This is a genomic window from Dechloromonas sp. A34 (genome assembly GCF_026261605.1).
In the GTDB taxonomy this organism is placed as follows: Bacteria; Pseudomonadota; Gammaproteobacteria; order Burkholderiales; family Rhodocyclaceae; genus Azonexus.
This window is the reverse complement of record NZ_CP102486.1, coordinates 3884364-3908118: the sequence shown is the minus strand read 5'-3', so window position 1 is coordinate 3908118 and position 23755 is coordinate 3884364. Positions and strand designations below refer to the sequence as shown.

The 23755-nt window shown below is 65.6% G+C and carries 22 protein-coding genes and 2 pseudogenes; 12 read left to right on the top strand and 12 right to left on the bottom strand.

Going from position 1 to position 23755, the window contains the following annotated elements:
* The first annotated feature begins 11 nt into the window (after positions 1-11).
* The 3 genes from NQE15_RS19505 (at position 12) to NQE15_RS19495 (ending at position 5132) form a co-directional block, all read left to right on the top strand.
* A complete protein-coding gene (locus NQE15_RS19505; protein WP_265943884.1) occupies positions 12-1424 on the top strand; it encodes a diguanylate cyclase in 1413 nt (470 codons plus the stop codon).
* 85 nt (positions 1425-1509) lie between these two features.
* Positions 1510-2538 carry a cytochrome-c peroxidase gene (locus tag NQE15_RS19500; RefSeq protein ID WP_265943882.1) on the top strand — a complete coding sequence of 343 codons (1029 nt, stop codon included), beginning with the start codon at positions 1510-1512 and terminating at the stop codon, positions 2536-2538.
* Positions 2535-5132, top strand: coding sequence for an EAL domain-containing protein (locus NQE15_RS19495; RefSeq protein WP_265943879.1), 2598 nt, complete (start codon positions 2535-2537; stop codon positions 5130-5132). The genes NQE15_RS19500 and NQE15_RS19495 overlap by 4 nt, the downstream gene beginning before the upstream one ends.
* Here NQE15_RS19495 and NQE15_RS19490 read toward each other — a convergent pair.
* From NQE15_RS19490 to NQE15_RS19450, 9 genes are all read right to left on the bottom strand, one after another.
* A complete protein-coding gene (locus NQE15_RS19490) occupies positions 5094-6170 on the bottom strand; it encodes an RNA methyltransferase (protein ID WP_265943877.1) in 1077 nt (358 codons plus the stop codon). The two genes, NQE15_RS19495 and NQE15_RS19490, sit on opposite strands and share 39 nt — an antisense overlap.
* 41 nt (positions 6171-6211) lie before the next feature.
* Complete coding sequence (locus tag NQE15_RS19485) at positions 6212-6901, bottom strand: electron transport complex subunit E (RefSeq protein ID WP_265943875.1); 690 nt, start codon at positions 6899-6901, stop codon at positions 6212-6214.
* Positions 6898-7578 carry an electron transport complex subunit RsxG gene (rsxG, locus tag NQE15_RS19480; RefSeq protein ID WP_265943873.1) on the bottom strand — a complete coding sequence of 227 codons (681 nt, stop codon included), beginning with the start codon at positions 7576-7578 and terminating at the stop codon, positions 6898-6900. The genes NQE15_RS19485 and rsxG overlap by 4 nt, the downstream gene beginning before the upstream one ends.
* Positions 7575-8591: an RnfABCDGE type electron transport complex subunit D gene (locus tag NQE15_RS19475; protein ID WP_265943871.1), complete on the bottom strand. Its 1017-nt coding sequence runs from the start codon at positions 8589-8591 to the stop codon at positions 7575-7577. Before NQE15_RS19475 ends, rsxG begins: the two co-directional genes overlap by 4 nt.
* Positions 8591-10327, bottom strand: a complete 1737-nt coding sequence (gene rsxC, locus NQE15_RS19470; RefSeq protein WP_265943869.1) for an electron transport complex subunit RsxC — start codon at positions 10325-10327, stop codon at positions 8591-8593. The genes NQE15_RS19475 and rsxC overlap by 1 nt, the downstream gene beginning before the upstream one ends.
* Positions 10327-10905 (bottom strand): electron transport complex subunit RsxB, encoded by a 579-nt coding sequence (gene rsxB, locus NQE15_RS19465; RefSeq protein ID WP_416336478.1) that lies wholly within the window; start codon positions 10903-10905, stop codon positions 10327-10329. Before rsxB ends, rsxC begins: the two co-directional genes overlap by 1 nt.
* Complete coding sequence (gene rsxA, locus NQE15_RS19460) at positions 10905-11489, bottom strand: electron transport complex subunit RsxA (RefSeq protein WP_265943867.1); 585 nt, start codon at positions 11487-11489, stop codon at positions 10905-10907. The genes rsxB and rsxA overlap by 1 nt, the downstream gene beginning before the upstream one ends.
* 72 nt (positions 11490-11561) lie before the next feature.
* On the bottom strand, positions 11562-12605 hold the full coding sequence (locus tag NQE15_RS19455) for a quinone-dependent dihydroorotate dehydrogenase (protein ID WP_265943865.1): 1044 nt from the start codon (positions 12603-12605) through the stop codon (positions 11562-11564).
* 99 nt (positions 12606-12704) lie between these two features.
* Positions 12705-13382 carry an NUDIX hydrolase gene (locus tag NQE15_RS19450; protein WP_265943863.1) on the bottom strand — a complete coding sequence of 226 codons (678 nt, stop codon included), beginning with the start codon at positions 13380-13382 and terminating at the stop codon, positions 12705-12707.
* A 185-nt stretch (positions 13383-13567) separates the two neighbouring features.
* Here NQE15_RS19450 and NQE15_RS19445 point away from each other — a divergent pair, with 185 nt between their 5' ends.
* Genes NQE15_RS19445 through NQE15_RS19430 form a run of 4 tightly spaced genes read left to right on the top strand, consistent with a single transcriptional unit; the run spans position 13568 to position 18395 of the window.
* The gene (locus tag NQE15_RS19445) at positions 13568-14419 is read left to right on the top strand and encodes a cysteine hydrolase (protein ID WP_265943861.1); all 852 of its coding nucleotides are present in this window, start codon (positions 13568-13570) and stop codon (positions 14417-14419) included.
* A gap of 16 nt (positions 14420-14435) precedes the next feature.
* On the top strand, positions 14436-15653 hold the full coding sequence (gene pncB, locus NQE15_RS19440) for a nicotinate phosphoribosyltransferase (protein WP_265943859.1): 1218 nt from the start codon (positions 14436-14438) through the stop codon (positions 15651-15653).
* On the top strand, positions 15650-17356 hold the full coding sequence (locus NQE15_RS19435) for an NAD+ synthase (protein WP_265943858.1): 1707 nt from the start codon (positions 15650-15652) through the stop codon (positions 17354-17356). The genes pncB and NQE15_RS19435 overlap by 4 nt, the downstream gene beginning before the upstream one ends.
* 10 nt (positions 17357-17366) lie before the next feature.
* Complete coding sequence (locus NQE15_RS19430) at positions 17367-18395, top strand: bifunctional nicotinamide-nucleotide adenylyltransferase/Nudix hydroxylase (RefSeq protein ID WP_265943857.1); 1029 nt, start codon at positions 17367-17369, stop codon at positions 18393-18395.
* Here NQE15_RS19430 and NQE15_RS19425 read toward each other — a convergent pair.
* The 3 genes and pseudogenes from NQE15_RS19425 to NQE15_RS23935 all read right to left on the bottom strand — a co-directional run.
* Entirely contained in the window at positions 18392-18718 is a 327-nt protein-coding gene (locus tag NQE15_RS19425; protein WP_265943856.1) for an AzlD domain-containing protein, read from the bottom strand. The genes NQE15_RS19430 and NQE15_RS19425 overlap by 4 nt on opposite strands.
* Before the next feature lie 2 nt (positions 18719-18720).
* Positions 18721-18930 carry a hypothetical protein gene (locus tag NQE15_RS23940; protein ID WP_323054914.1) on the bottom strand — a complete coding sequence of 70 codons (210 nt, stop codon included), beginning with the start codon at positions 18928-18930 and terminating at the stop codon, positions 18721-18723.
* A gap of 68 nt (positions 18931-18998) precedes the next feature.
* A pseudogene (locus NQE15_RS23935) lies at positions 18999-19319 on the bottom strand (AzlC family ABC transporter permease); the annotation flags it as partial.
* 270 nt (positions 19320-19589) lie between these two features.
* On the opposite strand from NQE15_RS23935, the gene NQE15_RS19415 reads away from it, so the two are divergent.
* The 5 genes and pseudogenes from NQE15_RS19415 to NQE15_RS19395 all read left to right on the top strand — a co-directional run bounded on the left by NQE15_RS19415 (position 19590) and on the right by NQE15_RS19395 (position 23667).
* Positions 19590-20108, top strand: coding sequence for a hypothetical protein (locus NQE15_RS19415; RefSeq protein WP_265943855.1), 519 nt, complete (start codon positions 19590-19592; stop codon positions 20106-20108).
* Positions 20109-20142: 34 nt separating this feature from the next.
* Positions 20143-21659, top strand: a pseudogene (glpK, locus tag NQE15_RS19410) (glycerol kinase GlpK).
* Complete coding sequence (locus NQE15_RS19405) at positions 21659-22183, top strand: FAD-dependent oxidoreductase (protein WP_265943854.1); 525 nt, start codon at positions 21659-21661, stop codon at positions 22181-22183. Before glpK ends, NQE15_RS19405 begins: the two are co-directional and overlap by 1 nt.
* Positions 22096-23205: a glycerol-3-phosphate dehydrogenase/oxidase gene (locus NQE15_RS19400; RefSeq protein WP_265943852.1), complete on the top strand. Its 1110-nt coding sequence runs from the start codon at positions 22096-22098 to the stop codon at positions 23203-23205. The genes NQE15_RS19405 and NQE15_RS19400 overlap by 88 nt, the downstream gene beginning before the upstream one ends.
* Positions 23206-23358: 153 nt before the next feature.
* Positions 23359-23667, top strand: a complete 309-nt coding sequence (locus NQE15_RS19395; protein ID WP_265943850.1) for a hypothetical protein — start codon at positions 23359-23361, stop codon at positions 23665-23667.
* The last annotated feature ends 88 nt before the right edge of the window (positions 23668-23755 follow it).

Sequence of the window (23755 nt, the reverse complement as noted above, 5' to 3'; positions counted from 1 at the left end):
AGGGGGCTTCCATGCCTTTGACGCAGGACGGTGATGGTATCGCCCTTTCGCAACTGGTGGAGGGCAACCCGGTGGCAACGATCGTGATCGATGCCCAGCATCGGATTTCCCACTGGAATCGGGCCTGTGCTTTGCTGACTGGGGTTCCTGCCGAAAAGATGGTCGGTAGTCGGGATCAGTGGCGGGCTTTTTACAGCGAACCGCGGCCGATCCTGGCCGACCTGATCGTCGATCGCGCCCTGGACGGCGTGGTCGACCAGTTCTATCGCGGCAAATTCAAGCGCTCGGATTCGGTCGAGGGTGCCTTCGAGGCCGAGGATTTCTTCCCAGCGCTTGGCGACGGCGGGCGCTGGCTCTTTTTTACGGCGGCGGCGGTACGCAATGCCGCTGGCGAGATCATTGGCGCCATCGAAACCTTGCAGGATGTCAGCGAACGGCGGCGGGCCGAACTCGCCCTGCGGGAAAGCGAGGCACAACTAGCGCAGATCGTCGATGGCAGTTCGGTGGCCATGCTGGTCATCGACAGCGCGCACCGCCTGACCCACTGGAACCATGCCTGCGAGGTGATGACCGGTGTCAAGGCCAGCCAGGTGGTCGGGACCACTCTGCAGTGGCAGGCTTTTTATCCCTCGGCGCGCCCGCTGATGGCCGACCTGGTCCTCGACGGTGCCAACGAGAGTGCGGTCGACCGGCTCTACCATGGCCGGTTTCGGCCTTCGCAACTGGTCAGTGGCGGTTACGAGGCGGAGGATTACTTCCCGCACTTCGGCGACGGCGGGCGCTGGCTTTTCTTTACCGCCGCCCCCTTGCGCAATGCCTCCGGTGAGGTGGTCGGGGCCATCGAAACCCTGCAAGACGTCAGCGAACGGCGCCGCGCCGAGGAGGCCTTGCGCGAGAGCGAGGAGCGTTATCGCCGGCTGAGTCTGACCGATTCGCTGACCGGCCTGTTCAACTCGCGCTATCTGCATGAACGCCTGACGGCGGAAATGGAACGCGCTTCCCGCTATCGGCGACCGTTCTCGCTGCTCGTGCTCGATTGCGACAATTTCAAGAGCATCAACGACAATTTTGGCCATCTTGAGGGGGACCGTGTTTTGCAGCGTCTGGCCCGGGTCATCACCCAGTGTCTGCGGCGTCCGGACAGCGCCTATCGCTACGGTGGCGAAGAGTTCGTCGTCATGCTGCCCGAGGCCGGGAGCGAGTCGGCTTTCGCGCTGGCTGAGCGGCTGCGTCAGGCCTTTGCTGCCGAGGAGGTGGTGGCGGCCGACGGGCGTGTGATCCGCTGTACCGTCAGCATCGGGGTTGCCGAATATCTCGGCGGCGACGACGAGAGCTGCCTGATCCGGCGCGCCGATGAGGCGAGCTACCGGGCCAAGCAACAGGGAAAGAATCGGGTGGTGATGGCCGGGGCGGTTGCCGGCTAGTGCAATGAGGGTGAAACCCGCGCCGGCAGAGGATTTTCAGCGGTGTTCACGATTTTCGTGAGGCAGATCAAGGCATAATTCGACGATGAAATTTGCTGATATTCGCCTCCCTGTTGTTTTTGTTGTTTTGCTGGTTTTGGCCGGCATCGGCTGGCTGCTCTGGTCGGGGCGGACCACCCCGCCTGCGGAACCGCCGGCCTTGCCGGTTTTTTCGATGCAGGGCGATGTCCTGCAGCCGATCCTACCCCTGGCAGCAGTGGGCGATCTCGATCCTCTGCGCGTTGAACTCGGCAAGCGGCTGTTCCACGATGCGCGCTTGTCGGCAGATTTCTCGCTGACTTGTGCTTCCTGTCACGACCTTGCCAAGGGCGGTGTCGACGGCCGGCAATTCTCGGTCGGCATCGGCGGCGCGGTGGGTGGTATCAATGCGCCGAGCGTGCTCAACAGCGCGTTCAGCCTTGCGCAGTTCTGGGATGGCCGGGCCGCGACGCTGGAAGAACAGGCCGCCGGGCCGATCCAGAATCCGATCGAAATGGGGGCCACCTGGCCCCAGGTGATGTCCCGGCTCGAACAGGACAAGGCGCTCAAGCAGGGGTTCAAGCAGGCTTATCCCGAAGGCCTGACCATCGGCAATGTGCTGAATGCGATTGCCACTTTCGAGCGCTCGCTGGTGACGCTGAACTCACGTTTCGACCGCTATCTGCGGGGCGAAAAGCAAATCCTGACGCCACTCGAGATCGAGGGCTACCAACGCTTCCGCGAGCTCGGTTGCATCAGTTGCCACCAGGGGGCGGCAGTCGGCGGCAACATGTATCAGAAGTTCGGGGTGCTTGGCGACTACTTCGCCGGTCGCCCAACGACCCAGAACGACCTGGGGCGTTTCAACGTCACCCAGCGCGAGGAGGATCGCCATGTTTTCAAGGTGCCGAGCCTGCGCAGCGTGGCGCTGACCGCCCCTTATTTTCACGATGGGTCGGCCGACTCGCTGGACAAGGCGGTTGTCGTCATGGCTCGCTATCAGCTGGGGCGGGAGCTCGCGCCCCGCGACGTCGAGGCGATCGTCGCCTTTCTCAATACCTTGAGCGGTGAGTCGCCGGCGGCGGCCGTGCAATGAGCTGGCTGGCCTACTGCAAGGAGCGCTGTTACCGGCTGCGCCTGATTTTCGGCTTCGCTGCGCTGCTCGCCCTGGTCACCTGGCTTTTCCTCCAGGCCGACGAGGTGTCTCCGGAAGCGCACTACGCCTACATGCAGTCGCTGCGCCGGGTGCAGCAGGCCGATGTCGAACTCAACGCGGCGGTCCTCGCCAGCTACGCCGACCTCTTGCTCAACTACGATCCGCTCGTCCGCCATGTCCAGGAGATCCGCAACGAACAACCCAGCCTGCTGCTGATGCCGCAGTCGCTGCCGGTCGTCGCCCGGGCCCAGCTGAAACTGTTGGTCGACAAGCTGATGGTCAGCCAGCAAGAGAAGGCGCTGGATGTCGACCGCTTCAAGCGCAGCAATGCCATTTTGCGCAATTCCGAGTTCTACTTTCCGCTGGCCGCGGAAAAAGTCCTCCTTGCCCTGCCCACCAAGGGCGACAACGCCGGATTCGAGCACTTCGTCCGCCACATCCTCGGCCTGGCACGCGGCGTGCAGCTCGATGCCCCTGAGCATCTGCGCCAGGAACTGGCCAGCCTGCGCCGCGAGAACCGCCAGATTGACGGGCCGCTGTCGCTCAATCAGTTGCTGGTCCACGCCGAGGTGATCATCGACCGGCGGCCGGAGGTCGATGTCCTGGTTGAGCGCATCATGCGCTCCTCCTCTGCGGCCCTGCTCGAGGAGGCGACCCGGGTCTATGTCGAGGGGCACGAGGAGGCGCTGCGGATTGCCGGCTACTACCGGCAGATGCTTTACCTGGTATCGCTGATGTTGGCCGGCTATGCCATCTATGCCTTGGTCCGCTTCGAGCGCGACCGGCGCGAATTAAGTCTCGCCCACGAAAACCTGGCCGAGCGCTATGAGGCGCAGCGCCGGGCGGAAGGGGAGTTGCGTTTGTACGCCACGGTGTTCACCAACGCCTCGGAGGGGATGACGATCACCGATGCCGCTTCGCGCATCGTGGCGATCAATCCCGCTTTCACGGCGATTTCCGGTTACACGGCGAGCGATGTCGTCGGGCAGACACCGGCGATCCTCAACTCCGGTCAGCAGGGGCCGGATTTTTACCGGCACATGTGGGGGGAGCTGAACACCACTGGGCACTGGCAGGGTGAAATCTGGAATCGCAAGAAGGATGGCGGGATATTTCCGGAGTGGCTGTCGATTTCCTCGGTGCGCGACGAGCAGGGTGGGGTATCTCACTACATCGGGGTCTTTACCGACATCTCCGAGCGCAAACAGAACGAGGCGCGCATCCATCATCTCGCTCACCACGATGTGCTGACCGGTCTGCCCAACCGCCTGCTGCTCGAAGACCGCGTCAGCCAGGCCATGCTCAAGTCGAAACGCAGCAGCAAGCCGCTGGGACTGGTCTTCATCGATCTCGACCGTTTCAAGAATATCAACGACACGCTCGGCCACGAGGTCGGCGACCAGTTGCTGGTCCAGGCGGCGCAACGCGGCCTGTCGGTGCTGCGCGATACCGATACCATGTCCCGCCAGGGCGGCGACGAATTCGTCGTGGTCCTGCCGGAATTGGACCATCGTCAGGATGCCATGCACATCACGCGCAAGCTGCTTGCCGCACTTTGTCAGCCTTACCTGCTGGCCGGTCACGAACTGACAGTCAGCGGCAGTGCCGGCATCGTGCTCTACCCGGACGATGGCCAGACGGTTTCCGAACTGTTGCGCAAGGCCGACGCCGCGATGTATCGCGCCAAGGAGGAAGGGCGCAATACCTTCCGCTTCTTCTCTTCCGAGGTCAGTACGGCCTCGCTCGCCGAACTGCTGCTCGAGAACGATCTCTACGGCGCCCTGGAGCGCAACGAGCTGATGATGTATTACCAGCCCAAGGTCAACGCGCGGACCGGCGCGCTGCTCGGGGCCGAGGCCCTGATGCGCTGGAATCACCGCGAGCAGGGCATGATTTCGCCGACCCGCTTCATCCCGCTGGCCGAGGAAAACGGCCTGATCAACAAATTCGGCGAATGGGCGATCCGCAATGTCTGTGCCCAGCAACGTGCCTGGCTCGATGCCGGCTTGCTGGTCGTGCCGGTGGCGGTCAATATCTCGGCCCAGCAGTTCGCCCAGCAGGATTTGCCGCGGATGGTCGCCATGGCTCTCGACGAGTATGGTCTGCCGCCGCAGTTGCTCGAACTCGAACTGACTGAGTCGCTGTTGATGCGCAATGCCAGCCGGGCGACCAATGTCCTGAACACGCTGCGCAGCATGCACATCCATGTCTCGATCGACGATTTCGGGACCGGTTATTCGTCGCTCAGCTACCTGAAACAGTTCCCGGTGCAATCACTGAAGATCGACCGTTCCTTCGTCTGCGAGATCGGCGAGCACGGCGAACCGGTCAAGCTCGCTTCGGCCATCATCGCGATGGCGCATGAGCTCGAACTGTCGGTGATCGCCGAAGGGGTGGAAACCGAGGCGCAGCGCGATTACCTGTCCGAGCGTGGTTGCGATCAGTTCCAGGGTTATCTGTTCGGTCGCCCACTTCCGGCCGAGGAACTTGGCAAACTACTGGCCAGCACGGCCGCGGCGGGGGCCGCCGGCTGACGGCGGGTTGCCCTGGGTGAAACGCAGTGGCTGTGCCGCCGCCGCGCGGGCCCGCAACTGGCCGCAACCGCCGTCGATGTCCTGGCCGGCCGATTGCCGCAGCTTGGTCAGGATGCGCCGCTGGCACAGGCCGCGGGCCAGTTCTTCGCAGCGCTCCCGCGTCGGGCGCTTGAAGCCTTCTCCCTCGGTGGTGTTGTAGGGGATCAGGTTCATCATGGCGTATTTGCCGGTGAGCAGGCGGACGATGCCATCCATTTCCGCTGCGCTGTCGTTGACCCCTTCGAGCAAGGTCCATTGGTACTGGATCGGGTAGCCGGTGGCGCGGGCATAGTGCTCGGCCAACTCGACCAGTTCTTCGGGGTCGATACGTGGCGCCTTGGGCAGCAGGCGGGCCCGCAGTTCGGCCTGAGTCGTATGCAGCGACAGCGCCAGGGCCGGCTTGACGGTCTGCAGCGGCAGGCGCTCGAAGACCCGGCGATCACCGACCGTCGAGAAAACCAGATTCTTGTGGCCGATGCCGCCGGCGGTGCCGAGCAGGTCGATGGCTTCAAGCACGTTGTCGAGGTTGTGGGCCGGCTCGCCCATGCCCATGAAAACCACCCGCTTGACCGGGCGCCGGGCGCGGGCGAGCACCACCTGGGCGACGATCTCGGCGCTGCCCAACTGGCGCAGTAGGCCGTCGCGGCCGGTCATGCAGAACAGGCAACCGACGGCACAGCCGACCTGGGTCGAGACGCAGAGGCCGTCGCGCGGCAGCAGCACGCTTTCCACTGTTTGGCCGTCAGCCAGTTCGATCAGCAGGCGCTCCGAGCCGTCCTCGCCGGGATGCGTCGAGCGGATTCGGGCCAGGTCCCGCAGTTCGGTGGCCAGGGCGGGCAGGGCATTGCGCAGTTCAAGCGGCAGGAAGTCCGCGGGGTGTTGGCGCCGGGTGCCGCTGTCGAGCGGTCGGGCACCCAGCCAGGCGCGCAGCACGCGGTCCTCGTGACAGGTCTTGGCGCCGTGATCGCGCAGGGCCTGGCGGAGTTGTTCGATGCGCATACGGGCGGGGCTTTGGGCTGCCCGCAAAGCGGGCCGCTGGCTTAGTGGCAGCCGGCCGTGGCCACCGGGGCCGGCGGCTTCTGCTTGTTGCGTTCGGCGGCGCGGGCATCCAGCCAGTTCTTCCAGGCGATCATGCAGCCGAGCAGGATGAAGGCGCCGGGCGGCAGCAGGGCAAGCAGGAAGCCGGGATAGCTCTCCGGCAGCAACTGGATCGGTTGCAGGCCGGGGAAGACCATGTCGATGCCGCCTAGAATAGTGCCGCTGCCGAGAAACTCCCGCATGGCGCCGAGCAGGGCCAGGGTCCACAGCATGCCGACGCCCATGAAGACGCCGTCGAGCGTCGATTGCAGCGGCGGATTTTTGTTGGCGAAAGCTTCGACGCGGGCGAGCACGATGCAGTTGGTGACGATCAGCGGAATGAAGATGCCGAGCACCAGGTAGAGCTCGTGCAGGTTGGCGTTGAACAGCAGGTCGACGACGGTGACCAGCGCGGCGACGATCAGGATGAAGACCGGGATGCGGATTTCGTGCGGGATGAAGTTGCGCAGCGAGGCGACGGCGAGATTGGAGATCGCCATGACCAGGATGGTCGCCAGCGACAGCATGATGCCATTGACCGCATTGGTGGTCACCGCCAGCAGCGGGCAGAGGCCGAGAATCTGGGCGATCGAGGTGTTCTGCTTCCAGATGCCGTTGCCGGCGATGGTCTTCAATTCGTCACGGGTGATCATTTGGCGGCTCCCGCTGGGATGGCTGATTCGGCAAACATCTGGTCGCGGTTGGCGTCGGCCCACTTGATGGCCTTCAGTACGGCTTTCGACACGGCACGCGGGGTGACGGTTGCACCGGCATGGTAGTCGATGCGGCCGCCGTCTTTCTTGACCTTCCAGTCCTTGTCGGGGACGCTGGCCAGCGACATGTCGACAAACTGCGTGATCCACGGATGCGCCTTGTTCTTGTCCTTCTTGGGCTCGATGTAATCGCCGAGGCCCGGCGTTTCCTTGTGCTGCGTGACGCGGACGCCGGCCACCTGGCCGTCGCTACGCACGGCGACGATCAGCCGGATCTTGCCGGAGTAGCCATCCGGGGCGACGGCTTCGAAGACCATGGCCACCGGCTTGCCGTTGCGGCGGGCACGATAGAGCGTGCTCGGCTCGCTCAGGCCGAGTTCCGGGGTGGCGGGCAGGGTGACGATATCCTGGAGCAGCGCATTGTCGTATTCGCTGCGCGGCAGGACGTCATCGACCAGTTTCATTTTTTCTTCAATGGCCGAGGCCTCGATGGCCGGCTTGGTCGACAGATAGGCTCCCGAGAGCAGGCCGGTGAAGGCGATCACGAAGACAAAGAGGATCGCCGCCGTACGCACGGCCATACCGGGCGCCGTGAATTCCTTGGGCGCGGTGCTCATGCCTTGTCCTTCATGCCGAAGATCGGCGGCTGGGTGAGCAGGTCGATCAGTGGCGCGCTGAGATTCATCAGCAGCACCGCGAAGGCGACGCCGTCCGGGTAGCCGCCGAAGACGCGGATGATGTAGGCGAGCAGGCCGGCACCGGCGCCGAAGATCAGCTTGCCGCGCGGCGTCGTGCACCCGGAAACCGGATCGGTGGCGATGAAGAAGGCACCGATCATCGCGCCGCCGGAGAACAGGTGGAACAGCGGGCTGGCGAACTGGGCCGGGTTGTACAGCCAGAGGGCGCCGGAAATCAGGGCCAGGGCGCCGATGAAGGCGACCGGCACATGCCAGGTAATCAGCCTGCGCTGGAGCAGCCACAGACCACCTAGCAGGTAACCGGCGGCGACCCATTCCCAGCCGCGCCCGGCGAAATTGCCGAAGATGTCCTGGTTGGCCAGGAGGCGGGCGACATCGACCGTGCCTTCACCGAGCTTCAGCGAGGTTTTCAGGGCGTCGAGCGGGGTGGCGCTGGACAGGGCATCGAGGCGCGGCGAAAAACCGAAAATGATGTTGATCTGCTCGATCAGGCCTTGTTGCAGCCCGACCACCGGCCATTGCGACATCAGCGCCGGGAAGGCGACGATGCAGATCGCGAAGGCGACCATCGCCGGGTTGAAGGGGTTCTGGCCGAGGCCGCCGTAGAGATGCTTGGCGACGACGATGGCGAAGACGGTACCGGTGACGACCAGCCACCACGGAGCGAGCGGCGGGAAGGTGAGAGCGATCAGCCAGGCGGTGACGATGGCCGAGCCGTCGGCCAGGAACATCGCCAGCGGCTTGCGCTGGACGCGCAGCATCGCGGCTTCGGCGAGCAGGGCGGCGAGCGTGGCAATCACCAGCTGGGCCAGAATGGCCGGACCGATCAGCCAGGCATAGGCGGCGATGCCGGGAATCAGCGCGATGCAGACTTGCGTCATGACCTGGCTGACGCTGATGTCCTTCAACAGGTAGGGGGCGGGGGCAAACATTATTCGGCCTTTTTGCCGGTCGGGCCGGCAGGTTCCTGGGCGGCGGGTGCCAGCACGACACGGCGCGACTCGATTTCGTCCATCGCGCGCTGCTGCTCGATGGTCACGGCTTCGGTGTTTTTGGGCTGGACGGCTTCGCGCTGGGCCTTGGCACGGGCCATGGCGGCCTCGATGGTGGCGCGCTTGGCATCCTTGTCGGCGTCGGCGTCGGCGTCGACGGGGGCGGGGGCGGGGGCGGCGCTTTCGGCAATGCCCGAGGCTGGGGCGGCTGCCGCTGCCGCAGCCTCGGCGGCCTTCTTGGCGGCCTGAGCGGCCGCCGCCTTGGCCAGCTTCTCAGCCTTCTCGGCTTTTTCGCGTTCGTCGCGCAGTTGCTTGAATTCGAAACGGGCTTTGGCGGCATCGGCCGCATTCTTGTCGCGTTCGCGCGCCCAGATTTCGCTCTTCGCGAAGCGGAAATACTGGACCAGCGGGATGCGCGACGGGCAGACGAAGGAACAACAGCCGCATTCGATGCAATCGAAGATGGCGTATTCCTGCGTCTTGCCGAAATTCTTGGCGCGCGAGAACCAGTACAGCTCGAAAGGCTGCAGTTCGTGCGGACAGGCCTCGGCGCAGGAGCCGCAGCGGATGCACGGCATTTCCGCCGCCTTGGGCGGGAAGAGGCGCTCGCTGTGGGCGATCAGGCAGTTGGTCGCCTTGACCACCGGGACGTCGGCATTGGGCACGAGGAAGCCCATCATCGGGCCACCCATCACGATGCCATCGGTGTCCGGGTGGGGCTGGGCTAGCTTGAGCAGCTCGCCCATCGGCGTGCCGATCAGCACTTCATAGTTGCGTGGTTCCTGGACATTGCCGCTGATCGTGACCAGCCGCGAGACGACCGGCTCGCCATGGGCAATGGCGCGCCAGGCGGTATAGGCTGTGGCTACGTTGAAACACTGGACGCCGAGATCGGTCGAGCGCTTGGCAGCCGGCACTTCCTTGCCGGTTAGCACACGGATCAACTGCTTGGCGCCGCCGGCCGGGTAGAGCGTCGGCACCTGGACGACCGTGAAGTCTTCACCCAGCGCGGTGACGGCGGCGCGCATGGCGGCGGCGGCTTCCGGCTTGTTGTCCTCGATGCCGATCAGCACCTTCTTCGGCTGCAGCAGGTCGCGGAAGATGCCGATACCACGCACGACTTCCTCGGCGCGTTCGCGCATCAGCAGGTCGTCGCAAGTGATGAAGGGTTCGCACTCGGCGCCGTTGATGACCAGTTCGTCCATCGGCACCGTCTTCGAGGCGGTCAGCTTGCCGTGGGTCGGGAAAACCGCGCCGCCGAGGCCGACGACGCCGGCATGTTGCAGGCGCCCGCGGACTTCCTCGGGGGTCAGGGACTTGTAGTCGACGGTTGCCCGGGGGATCCATTCCTCCTTGCCATCCGGTTCGATGACCACGCACAGCGCGTCGAGGCCGGAGGGGTGCGGCTGGGCCTGCATCTCGACGGCGAGCACGGTGCCGGAGGTCGGGGCGTGGACGGCGGCCGAGATCCAGCCGTCGGCCTCGCCGATCAACTGGCCCTTGAGGACATGATCGCCGGCTTGAACGACCGGGCGCGGCGTGCCGCCGATGCTTTGGTGCAGCGGTACGACGAGACGCGAGGGGAGCGGCGCCCGAGCGATCGGCAGGCCGACCGACTGGGTCTTGTTGGTCGGCGGCTTGACGCCGCCCTTGAATTTGAAGAGGTTCATCAACATCAGGCAGCTTCTTTGATCGGTGCGGCCTTGCGAATTTCAGGCTTGATCTCGATCACCGGGAATTTCCACTTCCAGTTCTCGATGTTTTCGCCGATCGGTTCCATGCGGATGCATTCGACCGGGCAGGGGGGCAGGCAGAGTTCGCAGCCGGTACAGAGCGGCGCGACGATGGTGTGCATCTGCTTGGCGGCACCGACGATGGCATCGACCGGGCAGGCCTGGATGCACAGCGTGCAGCCGATGCAGGTGTTCTCGTCGATGATCGCAACCTGTTTCGGCTTTTCTTCGGCCTCCAGCGGCTTGACCTCGCGGCCGAGCAGGTCGGCCAGTTTCTGGACGCCTTCCATACCGCCCGGCGGACACAGGTTGATGTCGACCTCACCCTTGGCGATGGCTTCGGCATAGGGCTTGCAGCCCGGGAAGCCGCACTGGCCGCACTGGGTCTGGGGCAGGATGCCTTCGATCTTTTCGACCAGCGGATCGCCCTCGACCTTGAACTTGATCGAGGCGAAGCCGAGCGCCGCACCGAGCACGACGGCCCCGAGGGCCATGATGGCAATCGCGAGAAGAATATCCATTACTGGTACTTGTCCAGGCCGGCAAAACCCATGAAGGCCAGCGCCATCAGGCCGGCGGTGACCATGGCGATGGCGACGCCGCGGAAATAGACCGGCACGTCGGCGCCCTCGACCCGCTCGCGGATGCCGGCGAAGAGGATCAGCACCAGCGAGAAGCCGACCGCGCTACCGGCGCCGAAAAGCAGCGATTCGACAAAGTTGTAACCGTTGGCGATGTTGAGCAGCGGCACGCCGAGCACGGCGCAGTTGGTGGTGATCAGCGGCAGGTAGATGCCCAGCGTCTGCTGCAGGGCCGGCGAGGTCTTGGCGATGACCATTTCGGTCAGCTGGACGATGGCCGCGATGGTGACGATGAAGGACAGCGTGCGCAGGTATTCGAGCCCGAACGGCATCAACAGGTAGTGGTCGATGATGTAGCTCGCCCCGGTCGCCATGGTCAGCACGAAGGTCGTGGCGGCGCCCATACCGTAAGCCGTTTCGAGCTTCTTGGAGACGCCCATGAAGGGGCAAAGGCCCAGAATCTTCACCAGCACGACGTTGTTGACGAGTACCGCGCCGACGAGGATGAATAGGTAGTGGCTCATGTTGGGGGCTGGGTTGAAGGCCGTATTATCGAGGTTTGCCGCGGTCCGAACAACCGCGCGCCGCTTATGGGCTTATACGGTTTTCCGCATGATGTTAGCCAGGGTTCCCGCCACTTCGCTGACCAGATCGGGGCCACGGTAGATGAAGCCGCTGTAGAACTGGACCAGGCTGGCCCCGGCGCGGATCTTCTCGGCCGCATCCTCGCCGCCCATGATGCCGCCGACACCAATGATCGGCAGTTCGCCGGCCAGCGCGGTGGACAGCTTTTTCAGCACGTCGGTCGACTTGCGGAAGACCGGGGCGCCGGACAGGCCGCCCGTTTCGTTGCCGTTCGGCAAATTCTCGACGCCGTCGCGCGACAGCGTGGTGTTGGTGGCGATCACGCCGTCCATGCGGTGGCGGCGCAGGGCGTCGGCGATCGCGGTGATCTGCGCGTCGTCGAGATCGGGAGCGATCTTCAGCGCCATCGGCACGTATTTGCCGTAATTCTCAGCCAGCTGTTCCTGCTTCGCCTTCAACTGGGCGAGCAGATCGTCCAACGCATCGTCCTTCTGCAACTCGCGCAGGTTCTTGGTGTTCGGCGAGGAGATGTTGACCGTGACGTAGCTGGCGTCGTTGTACACCTTCTCGAGGCAGATCAGGTAGTCCTCGGCCGCCTTCTCGATCGGCGTCGTCGCGTTCTTGCCGATGTTGATGCCGAGGATGCCGCCCTTCTTCGGGAACTCCGCCGCCCGCACGTTCTCCAGCAGGCGATCGACGCCGGCATTGTTGAAGCCCATGCGGTTGATGATGCCTTGCGCTTCCGGAATGCGGAACAGGCGGGGGCGCGGATTGCCGTCCTGCGGGCGGGGCGTGATCGTGCCGATTTCGAGGAAGCCGAAACCAAGCCGAGCCAGGCCGTCGATGTAGTCGCCGTTCTTGTCCAGGCCGGCGGCGAGGCCGACCGGATTGGGGAACTTGAGGCCCATGACCTCGACCGGGCAGGCGGCGACCGGTTTGGCCAGGCAGCCGGCAAAGCCGGTGGCGTTCAGGAAAGAGACGCCGCTCATGCCGATGCCGTGGGCAGTTTCGGCGTCGAGCGCGAAGAAGAATTTGCGGATGAGTGGATAGAGCATAGCCCGCGATTTTACCGCATTGCAGCACGCCTTGCCGTCTGGAATCGCGACTTTGCGTGGCTCGGCGAACAAAAATCGGGCCGGGCAATCCAATTTGGCTTAGGCGGTGGAATTCAGGCCGCGGTCGGTCAGCGCGAGGTGCTGGCGGAATTGTTTCTTCAGTCGATAGAGCTGGGCCGGGCGGTGGGCCTTGCCGGTTTCCATCTGGCCCTCGACGGCTTCCAGGATGTCGAGTTCCTCGATTTTGCGGCGAAAACTGACCTTGTTGATCGGCTCGCCGAGGATGGTTTCATAGACATTCTGCAGTTGCGGCAGGGTGAAGGTGTTGCCGCACAGATGAACGGGCAGGGATGAATAGCTGCTCTTGTCGCGCACGCGCTGCAGGGCGGCGTCGACGATCTGCCGGTGGTCGAAAGGCAAGCCTTTCAGTTGGTCGATGGCGGTCATCACGACTTCCGGGTGGCTGGTCTGGTCGATCAGCGTGCTCGGCACCAGGGCGTAGTAGGCCACCGAAATCGACCAGCCGCGCGGGTCGCGGCCGGGGCCCGCAAAGGTCGCCAGCTGTTCCAGGTAGGGGCTGGCGATGCCGGTTTTTTCGCGCAGCGTGCGCATCGCGGCGTCGCGCGTGTCGGCATCCTCGTCGGCGTGAATGTAGCCACCGGGCAGGGCGGGGACGCCGGCAAACGGCGCGTGGTCGCGCTTGAGCAGGGCGACGTGCAGGCGGTGGTCGTGCAGCGTGAGGAGGACGACATCGACCGTACAAATGATCTCGGACATGCAGGGAGGCCGGATGGGAATGCGGAGTGCTTAGGATATCAATAAATCGAAGTCACGGCTGCTGGTGACGAGAGCCCGGTGCCTGCTTTAACGGTTCGCAATTTAGTAAGTTGCATTATTAAACTAACTAACCTATAGTCAGGTCGTGCACTCGATTGCAGGTGCACCACAACAGGAGGCCGATCATGGCAAACCGGAAAATCCACCTCGTGATCATCGATCCGCAAAACGACTTTTGCGATCTGCCCGCGGACTACCGTACCCTCGCTGCCACCGTCCCGGCGCTGCCGGTGGTCGGCGCCCATGCCGACATGCAGCGTGTCGCGGCGCTCATCGAACAGGGCGGGGCCGGCCTCAGCGCCATCACGGTGACCCTGGATTCGCACCAGCATGTCGATATCGCCCACCCGACCTTCTGGTGCCAGGGCGATGGTTCTCCTGTTGCCCCGTTCACGCCGATCTCGGCCGCCAATGTCCGCGAGGGGCAATTCCGGCCCCGTTTGGCCGAGGCCTTGCCGCGCGTGCTGGCCTATCTCGAGGTGCTGGAGGCGAACGGCCGGTACGCCCACATGGTGTGGCCGGTGCACTGCGAAATCGGCAGCTGGGGCCACAACGTCCATGACGACGTGCGCCGCGCCTACAACGCCTGGGAAGCGGCGCGGGTCGGGATGGTCGACAAGGTGTGCAAGGGCAGCAACCCCTGGACCGAGCACTACAGCGCGCTGAAGGCCGAAGTGCCGCTGGCCGACGATCCGGCGACGCAGCTCAACACGGCCTTCGTCGCCCGCCTGCGGCAGGCCGATCGTGTGCTGATCGCTGGCGAGGCGGGCAGCCACTGCGTCAAGGCGACGACCGAGCACATTGTCGAAAACTTCGCCGCCGCCGAGCTCGGCAAGCTGGTCCTGCTGAGCGACTGCATGAGCCCGGTGGCCGGTTTCGAGGCGCAATATGTCGACTTTGTCGATGACATGCGCCGGCGCGGCGTGCAGATCGCCACCTCGACTGAGATCCTGCCGGAATTGCTGGCCAACCGCTGAATCGGGAAAACAGAACATGAACCAGAGCATCCAGGCACCCGTCGTTCGCAGCCTGCTGGAAAACGACCTCTACAAATTCACCATGTGGCAGGCTCTGCTGCACAGCCACCCCGGCGCGCAGGCCGAGTACACATTTGTCTGCCGCAACACCCCGGCCTATCCGCTGGCCGAACTGAAGGCCGACGTCGAGGCCGAACTCGGCCGCCTGTGCAGCCTGAGCTTCGCCGAGGACGAACTGGCTTACCTGCGCGGTCTGCGTTTCATCAAGAGCGATTTCGTTGATTTCCTCTCGGTATTCCGCTTCCAGCGTCGCTTCCTCGAGGTCAGGGCGGTCGGCGAGCAGTTGAGCATCGTGGCGCGCGGGCCGCTGGTCCATGTCATGGCTTTCGAAATCTTCGTGCTCTACATCGTCAACGAGCTGTATTTCCGCCGCCTGCCGCACGATGTCGCGGTGCTGGCCGCGGCGCGCGAGCGCCTGGCGGCCAAGATCGCCCTGGTCCGGGGCGAGGGTGCCAACCTGGTGGCCGGCGACGAGACCTTCACCTTCATCGATTTCGGCCTGCGCCGCCGCTATTCCGGGGTCTGGCACGATGAAGTGGTGCGCACGCTGGCCGAGGCGCTGCCCGAGCACTTCCGGGGCACCTCGAACGTCTATCTGGCCAAGCAGTGCGGCCTGATTCCGATTGGCACCATGGCCCACGAATACCTGCAGGCCTTCCAGGCCTTCGGCTTCCGGCTGCGCGATTTCCAGAAGGCCTCGCTCGAAGCCTGGGTCCAGGAATATCGCGGCGACCTCGGAATCGCCCTGACCGACGTCGTTGGCATGGACGCCTTCCTGGCCGATTTCGACCTCTACTTCGCCAAGCTCTTCGACGGCCTGCGCCACGATTCCGGCGACCCGGTGCTGTGGGCCGAAAAAGCCATCGCCCACTACCAGAAGCTCAACATCGACCCGATGACCAAACGCCTGGTGTTCTCCGACGCCCTCGACCTGCCGAGGGCGATCGCGCTCTACAAGCGTTTCCGCGGGCGCATCCCGACCTCCTACGGGATCGGTACCAACCTGACCAACGACACGCCGCACAAGGCCTTGAACATCGTCATGAAGATCACCGCCTGCAACGGCCAGCCGGTGGCCAAACTGTCCGATTCGCCGGGCAAGACGCTGTGCGACGATCAGACCTTCCTCGCCTATCTGCGCCAGGTCTTCAATCATTCGGAGGTGGCGTCATGACGGCCTTTCGCATCACGCTGGCCCAGATCAACCCGACGATCGGCGATCTGGCCGGCAATCTCGAACTGATGCGCCAGGCGGCAGCCCAGGCCGCGGCCGAGCGGGCGCAGATGGTGGTTTTCCCCGAACTGTCGCTGACCGGCTACCTGCCCGGCGACCTGCTCGACGAAGCCGATTTCCTCGCCCGCTGCGACCGGGCGCTCGCGGAACTGGCCGCAGCGACGCGGGCCACGCCCGGCCTGTGCTGGGTGGTCGGCGCCCCGACCCGGCGCAGCGGGCCGGGCAAGGCGCTGGAGAACAGCCTGCTCGTCCTGCGCGACGGCGAAGTCGTGCTGCGCTACGCCAAGCAGCTGCTGCCGACCTACAACGTCTTCGATGAGCACCGCTACTTCGAGCCGGGGCCGGATGTCGGCCGCGTGCTGCGCGTGGACGGCACCCAGGTCGGCTTCCTGATCTGCGAGGATGGCTGGAACGACGCCGGCGACGACTACGCCGTCAATCCTTTCGCCCGCCTGGCCGATGCGGCCCCCGACCTGATTGTTTCGATCAATGCCAGTCCGTCCAATGTCGGCAAGCGCGAGCAGCGCCAGCGGCTGTTCGCCGCCGCCAGCCGGCGCCACCAGTTGCCGCTGGTCTACGTCAACCAGGTCGGCGGCCATGACCAGCTGGTCTTCGACGGTGCGTCCTTCGCGGTGACGCCGGCGGAGGGCGTCGTCTTTGAGGCGGCGCGCTTCGCCGAAGCGGTCACCACGCTGCAACTGGCCGACGGCCGCTTCCTCGCCGCCGACGGTGCCGCCTTGCCGCCGGTGCCGAGCGCCGGGTTGCCGGTCATGGAGTTCTATCGCCGGCAGATCGTCCTCGGCCTGCGCGACTACGCCCGGCGTTGCGGCTTCCGGCAGGTCGTGGTCGGCTCCTCGGGCGGCATCGACAGCGCCCTGACCCTGGCCCTGGCCGTCGAAGCGCTCGGCTCCGACAACGTCGTCGCCATCACCATGCCCTCGCGCTTTTCGAGCAGCGGCAGCGTCGACGATTCGGTAGCGCTCTGCCGCAACCTCGGCATCAAGCTCCACGAACACCCGATCCGCGCCATCGTCGGCGAGTACGAAGCCGGTTTCGCCGAGACCTTCGGCCAGCCCCTTTGCGGCCTGGCGCTGGAGAACCTGCAGGCCCGGGTGCGCGGCACGCTGCTCATGGAATTTTCCAACAGCTACGGCCACCTGCTGCTCACCACCGGCAACAAGAGCGAAATCTCGGTCGGCTACTGCACCCTCTACGGCGACACCAACGGCGGCCTGGGGCTGATCGGCGACCTCTACAAGACCGAGGTCTTCGATCTCAGCCGCCACCTCAACGCCGATGCCGGTCGCGAGCTAATCCCGGACAGCATCATCGACAAGGAGCCATCGGCCGAACTGGCGCCGGACCAGCGCGATAGCGACAGTCTACCGCCTTACCCGGTCCTCGACTGCATCCTCAAGGTGCTGATCGAGGGGCCGCGCCTCGGCGCCGACGAGCGGGCCGCCGTCGAAACCGCCTACGCCGGCCTGACCGCCAGCCCGGAAGGACAGGCCCTGGTCGCCAAGGTCCGGCGGATGATCGCCCGCAACGAATACAAGCGCCGCCAGGCGCCCGCCATCCTGCGCCTGCGCGGCCGGGCCTTCGGCAGCGGGCGGCAGATGCCGATCGCCGCCAAATACGACTGAGGGAGCAGCCATGAACAGCAACGGAACTTACGATGTGGCGGTCCTCATCGGCCGTTTCCAGCCCTTCCACAACGGCCATGCCGCCCTGCTCGCCAAGGCCCTGGCCAGCGCGCCGCAGGTCATCGTGGTGCTTGGTTCGGCGCATGCGGCGCGCAATGTCAAGAATCCCTTCACTTGGGAGGAGCGCGCCATCATGATCGCGACCACCCTCGATTCGGAAAGCCGGCATCGTGTTCGCTTCGTGCCGATCCGCGACTATTACGACGACCGGCGCTGGGGCGAGGCGGTCGCCGCCGAGGTCGCGAGCTACTGCACTCCGAGCGCGCGGATCGCTCTGGTTGGACACCTGAAGGATGCCTCCAGCCACTACCTGAAGCGCTTTCCCGGCTGGGAATTCGTCGCCGCGCCGTCATACGGTGAAATCGACGCCACCGCCATCCGCCGTATCTATTTCGAAGGCGAGGACGCGGCGGCGACCCAGGCCTTGCTCGGCGGCTTGCTGCCGCCGGCTATCGGGCATTACCTCAAGGGCTGGGCGCAGTTGCCGCCGTTCGCCCGCCTGCGCGGCGAACACCTGGCCATCGAGGACAACAAGCGGATCTGGGGCAGCGGCCCCTTTGTCACGGTCGATGCCGTGGTCACGGCGGCCGACCATGTGCTGCTCGTCGAACGCGGGCAGGCGCCGGGCAAGGGGCTATGGGCGCTGCCCGGCGGCTTTCTCGAGCCGCGCGAGCGGGTCTTGCAGGGCGCGATCCGCGAACTGCGCGAGGAAACCGGGCTGGCCCTGCTCGATTCGACGCTGGAAGCGGCACTGACCGAAGTCGCCGTCTTCGACCACCCCGACCGCAGCCTGCGCGGCCGCACCATCACCCACGCCCACCGCTTCGAGCTCGGCCAGTGCCGGCTGCCGGAAGTGGCCGGGGCCGACGATGCCGCCCTGGCCAAATGGGTGCCAGTCGCCGAATTGCCGGCGATGGAAGGGCTGTTCTTCGAAGACCATTTCAATATCCTCGACCACTTTCTGAGCTTGGCCGACTAGCCGCCGAGCAGGTAGCGCAGGCCGAGCAGCACTGCCATGCCGGCGATGAAGGGCAGCCAGGGGTTGCGCCAGGCCAGCGCGGCGGCGACGGCGGCGATCGCCGCGGCGAGCTTGGGGTTGAAGACCTCGACCACGCCGCCGACGACCAGCACGTCGGGCACGACGATTGCCGCCAGGGCGGCGGCCGGGGCATAGCGCAGGGCGCGCTGGAGCACCGAGGGCAGGGCGACGCGGTTGCCGAGCACGATGAAGCTGGCGCGCGGCAGCGTCGTGGCCAGCGCGATCAGGATGAAGATTAGCCACAGCGAGGCGTCGTAGGTCATGGTTATTTCCTCCGGTGCTCCCAGTGTTCGGCCGCGAAGCCGGCGGCAATGCCGGCGCAGATGCCGACCACGACGCCGAGGCGCAGCGGGATGTCGCGCAACAGCGTGGCGCTCGCCCGCCGACCAGGGCCGCGACCAGCATCGGGCGGATGCGGGCCATGGGAACGAGCAGCACGATCAGGGCGATGGTCGCCATGAATTCGAGCGACCATTGCTTGGGGATGAAGCCGGCGGCGTAGATGCCGATCAGCGCGAATACCTGCCAAAGCAGCCACGACCAGATGGCCGGCGCCAGGTAGTAGCCGAGCCGCCAGTGCGGGTCCTCGACCTTCATCATCTTGTCGAGACAGGTCGCGAACACGCCGTCGGTCAGCAGGTGGCCGGCCAGCCAGCGGGCCGGGGTGCCGACGCCGCGAAAGCCGGGGGCGATGGCAGCGCTGAAGATGACGAAGCGCAGGTTCAGCGCGAGCGCGGTAGTGACGATCAGCCAGAGCGGCGCCTCGGCGGCGATCAGCGGCAGGGTGCCGAGCTGGGCGGTGCCGGCGAAGACGATGATGTTCATGCCCATCGCCTGCAGCGGCGAGAAACCGGTGCTGGCCATCGCCATGCCCATGACCAGTGCCCAGGGGACGAGGCCGACCGAGAGGGGGAGGAAGGCGAAGAAGCCCTCGCGGGCGCCGGACCGGAAGCTGGAAGACAAGGAACTGTTCTTTCTGGATGACGGCCGCCTAGTCTAGTGCCAGTCTTTGAATTTGTGGTACTAGCGCCCGGGAGTTAGCCTCCCAAGGGGCCGGCTCGCCATCTTCCGCCGAGGGGCGCACAATTGGCTGCAGGGGATTGCAGCAAGAAGTCAATCATGGGGAATGCTTCGATGATCAAACTTGCCGGGCTGTTTTTCACGCTCTGCCTGACCCTGAGCGGCTGCACCGGCTATGCCGGAAGCCGACTCCAGACGGGCGTTTCCGGCCGCGCCGAAGTGCTGGCTGAAATGGGCGAACCGGCCATGCGCTGGCAAGCCGCCGACGGCGGTGAGCAGCTGGCCTATCCGCGCGGCCCCTTGGGTCCGCACACCTACATGGTATTCATCGGAGCCGACGGTCGCTTGCAGAAGATCGAGAACGTCCTGGATGTACCCCATTTCGCCCGCATCGAGACGGGGAAGAGCGACCAGGCGGCGGTGCTGCGCCTGCTCGGCCCACCGGCGCCGGAATGGACGGTCTATTTCGAGGCGCGCGACGAACTGGTCTGGGAGTGGCTGTTCTGTGACGACTTCAGCCGTCTGGCCCGTTTCGATGTACTGTTCGACGGCACCACGGGTCTGGTCCGGACGACCATGCAGCGCCCGGAACGCCGTGGCCGGGACGGCACCGCGCCCTTCTGTGGACGCTAGTGCCAGCCTTGGGAATGACCATTCAGGGGATGCCATGAGTGCCACCGCCGACCGTAACAGCCACTATGTCCTGGCCCTCGACCAGGGCACGACCAGTTCGCGGGCGATTTTGTTCGATCGCCAGGGCCGGCTCTGCGGCCTCAGCCAGCAGCCCTTCGCCCAGTCCTATCCGCAACCCGGCTGGGTCGAGCAGGATGCCGAGGAAATCTGGCAGAGCCAGCTCGCGGTGGCGCGTGCCGTGCTGCGTGAGAACGGGGTAACGGCCGGGCAGGTCGCCGCCATCGGCATCGCCAACCAGCGTGAAACCACGGTGCTCTGGGATCGCCGCACGGGGCAGGCAGTGGCCCCGGCCATCGTCTGGCAGGACCGGCGGACCGCCGGACAATGTGCGGCGCTTGCCGCCGCTGGCCACAGCGAACTGTTTGAGCAGCGGACCGGGCTTCGGCTCGACCCATATTTCTCCGGCACCAAGCTGGCCTGGCTGCTCGACCATATTCCCGGCGCCCGCCAGCGGGCGGAAAAGGGCGAACTCGCCTTCGGCACTGTCGATAGCTGGCTGGCGTGGAAACTGACCGGCGGGCGGGCCCATGTTACCGACCCCTCGAATGCTTCGCGAACTTTGTTGTTCGACCTCCGGCGCGGTGCCTGGGATGAGGAACTGCTCGCCCGGATCGACATCCCGGCCGCCCTCTTGCCGCGCGTCGTCGACAGCAGCGGGGTGGTGGCCGCCATCGACGCCGAGTGGCTGGGCAGCGAAATCCCGTTGGCCGGCCTGGCCGGCGACCAGCAGGCGGCGACTTTCGGACAGGTTTGCCTGGCGCCCGGCATGGCCAAGAATACCTACGGCACCGGCTGTTTCCAGCTGATGAATGCCGGCCGGCAGGCGGTGCCCTCGCACCACCGGCTGTTGAGTACGGTCGGCTGGCGCTATGACGGCCAGACAACCTACCTGCTTGAAGGCAGCGTCTTCATGGGCGGCGCCGTCGTCCAGTGGCTGCGCGACGGCCTCGGCATGATCGCCAGCGCCGCCGAGATCGAGCCGCTGGCCGCCTCGGTGCCGGACAGCGGCGGCGTCTATCTGGTGCCGGCCCATACCGGCCTCGGCGCACCATACTGGGATCCGCATGCCCGCGGCGCCCTGCTCGGCCTGACCCGGGCAGCGGCCGCGCCCAGATCGCCCGCGCCGCGCTCGAGGCCATCGCCTTCCAGAGCGCCGAAGTGCTGATCGCCATGGAGCAGGACGCCGGCCACCCGCTGGCCGAACTGCGTGTCGACGGCGGGGCGGCGGCCAACGACCTGCTGCTCCAGATCCAGGCCGACCTGCTCGGAGTGGCGGTCGTCCGCCCGACCATCACCGAGACGACTGCCCTTGGCGCCGCCTACCTGGCCGGTCTGGCGGTCGGCTTCTGGCAGGATGAAGCTGAACTGAGCGCCCTCTGGCAGGTCGATCGCCGCTTCGAGCCCACGCGTTCGGCCGACTGGCGGGCGACGGCGCTGGCCGGCTGGCGGCGGGCCGTGGAACGCTCGCTGCACTGGGTGGAGGCGGAGTGATGGCCGACACCCCGAGCCGTGCCGAGCAACTGGCCACCCTGCGTAGCGGCCAGGTCTGGGATGTCCTGATCATCGGCGGCGGGGCGAGCGGCCTGGGCGCCGCGGTCGATGCCGCCGAGCGTGGCTATCGCACGCTGCTGCTCGAACGCGGCGACTACGCCTCGGGCACCTCGTCGCGCAGCACCAAGCTGATTCATGGCGGCGTGCGCTACCTGCGCCAGGGCGACCTGGCACTGGTCCGCCACGCCCTGATCGAACGCCGCCGCCTGCTCGACAATGCCGGCCATCTGGTGCTGGCGCTGCCTTTCATCATTCCCGCCCGCTCGGCGGTCGAGCGCCTGTTCTACCGCAGCGGGCTGAAGCTCTATGACCTGCTGGCCGGGGCGCACAATCTGGCCCCTCGCGCCTTCTCGACCGGACCGAGGTCCTGGCCGCCTTGCCCGGACTGCTGGCCCAAGGGGTGCGTGGTGGCGTGCGCTACTGGGACGGCCAGTTCGACGACGCCCGGCTGGCCATCGCGCTGATGCGCACCGCCAGCGAGCTCGGCGCGACCTGCCTGAACTACCTGCCGGTCAATGGCCTGCTCAAGGCCGGCGACCAAGTCTGCGGGGTGGTCGCCACGGATGCCGAAAGTGGCGAGACTTTCGAACTGCAGGCCAAAGTGGTGATCAACGCCACCGGCGTCTATGCCGATGCCGTGCGCCGCTTCGAGACGCCGGATGCCGGGCCGGTGCTGACTCCCAGCCAGGGCATCCATCTCGTACTCGATGCCGATTTCCTGCCCGGCGGCACGGCGCTGCTGATCCCGGAAACCGAAGACGGCCGGGTGATGTTCGCCATTCCCTGGCAGGGCAAGGTGCTGCTCGGCACCACCGATACCCCGCGCCGCGACCTGCCGGATACGCCGCAGCCGTTTGCCGAGGAGGTCGATTTCCTGTTGCGGACGGCGGCCGGCGTGCTCGCCCGGGCACCGCAGCGCGCCGACATCCGCAGTGCCTTCGCCGGCCTGCGCCCGCTGCTCCACCCGGCGCATGACGGTGGCGGAAACACCGCCGCGTTGTCCCGCGAACATGCCGTGCTGGTCAGCACTGGCGGTCTGGTCACCGTGGCCGGCGGCAAATGGACCACGTACCGGCTGATGGCCGAACAGGTCGTCGACCGCGCCGCCCGGGTCGGCGGCCTGCCAGCCGTGCCGTGCACAACGGCTGCCCTGAAACTGCATGGCTGGAATGGCCAGGCCACGGGGCCTTACGGCAGCGACACGCCGCGGCTCGCCGAATTGCCCGGCCATGACCGGCTGCTGCATCCCGATCTAGAGCTCAGCGAGGCCATGGTCCGCTTCGCGCTGCGCCACGAAGCGGCGCGGACGATCGACGACATCCTGGCCCGGCGCAGCCGCGCCCTGTTTCTCGATGCCTGGGCAGCCGAAGCCTGTATCGGGCGGGTCGGCGAAATTGTCGGCGAGGAACTGGCGGTGCCGGCGGAGCGTCTGTCCGCGATGGTTGCGCTAGCCCGGCAAAGCGCGCGCCGGTTTCAACTGGCCTGAGGTGGCGTGGCATTGCATCGGGCTAGTCAGAGGGATTCCCGGTGCAATTCGATGTCATTTCAGCTTTTTGTGAAATAGTTCGCTGACAGGCTAACGACGTTCCGTTAACCTTGGAATATCTACGTTCCTCAGGCTATCGAAAGAAGGGCCGCCATGTTCGGCTTTAATCAGAGCACCCTGCAGTCCCTCGAGGCAACTGCCGCCGCGTCGGCGGCCTATCTCGATGCCTGCGATTCCGGTGACCATCCCGGCCCCGATCCAAAGTACTACCGGGAGTGCGGTGATCTGCTGATGCGAATCTTCTTGCTGGTCGATGCCGAGAAAGCTTTCCCGAACCTGCTGGAGCGCTCGGCTGCGGCTCGCGAGATCGCCGATTCCATCCGGATCCGGCAACGTATCGAAGCCGGCTGGCTGGGCACTTATCCGGAACTGGCGGTTGTGCTGAGGCGGGTCTCGCAATGACGGCCTGAGCGGAATTGCCTTCCCGCTTGTTGGCGATGGATTGGGCCGCCCGGAATGCAGCGCACCAGTAACAATTGCTAACAGCCAG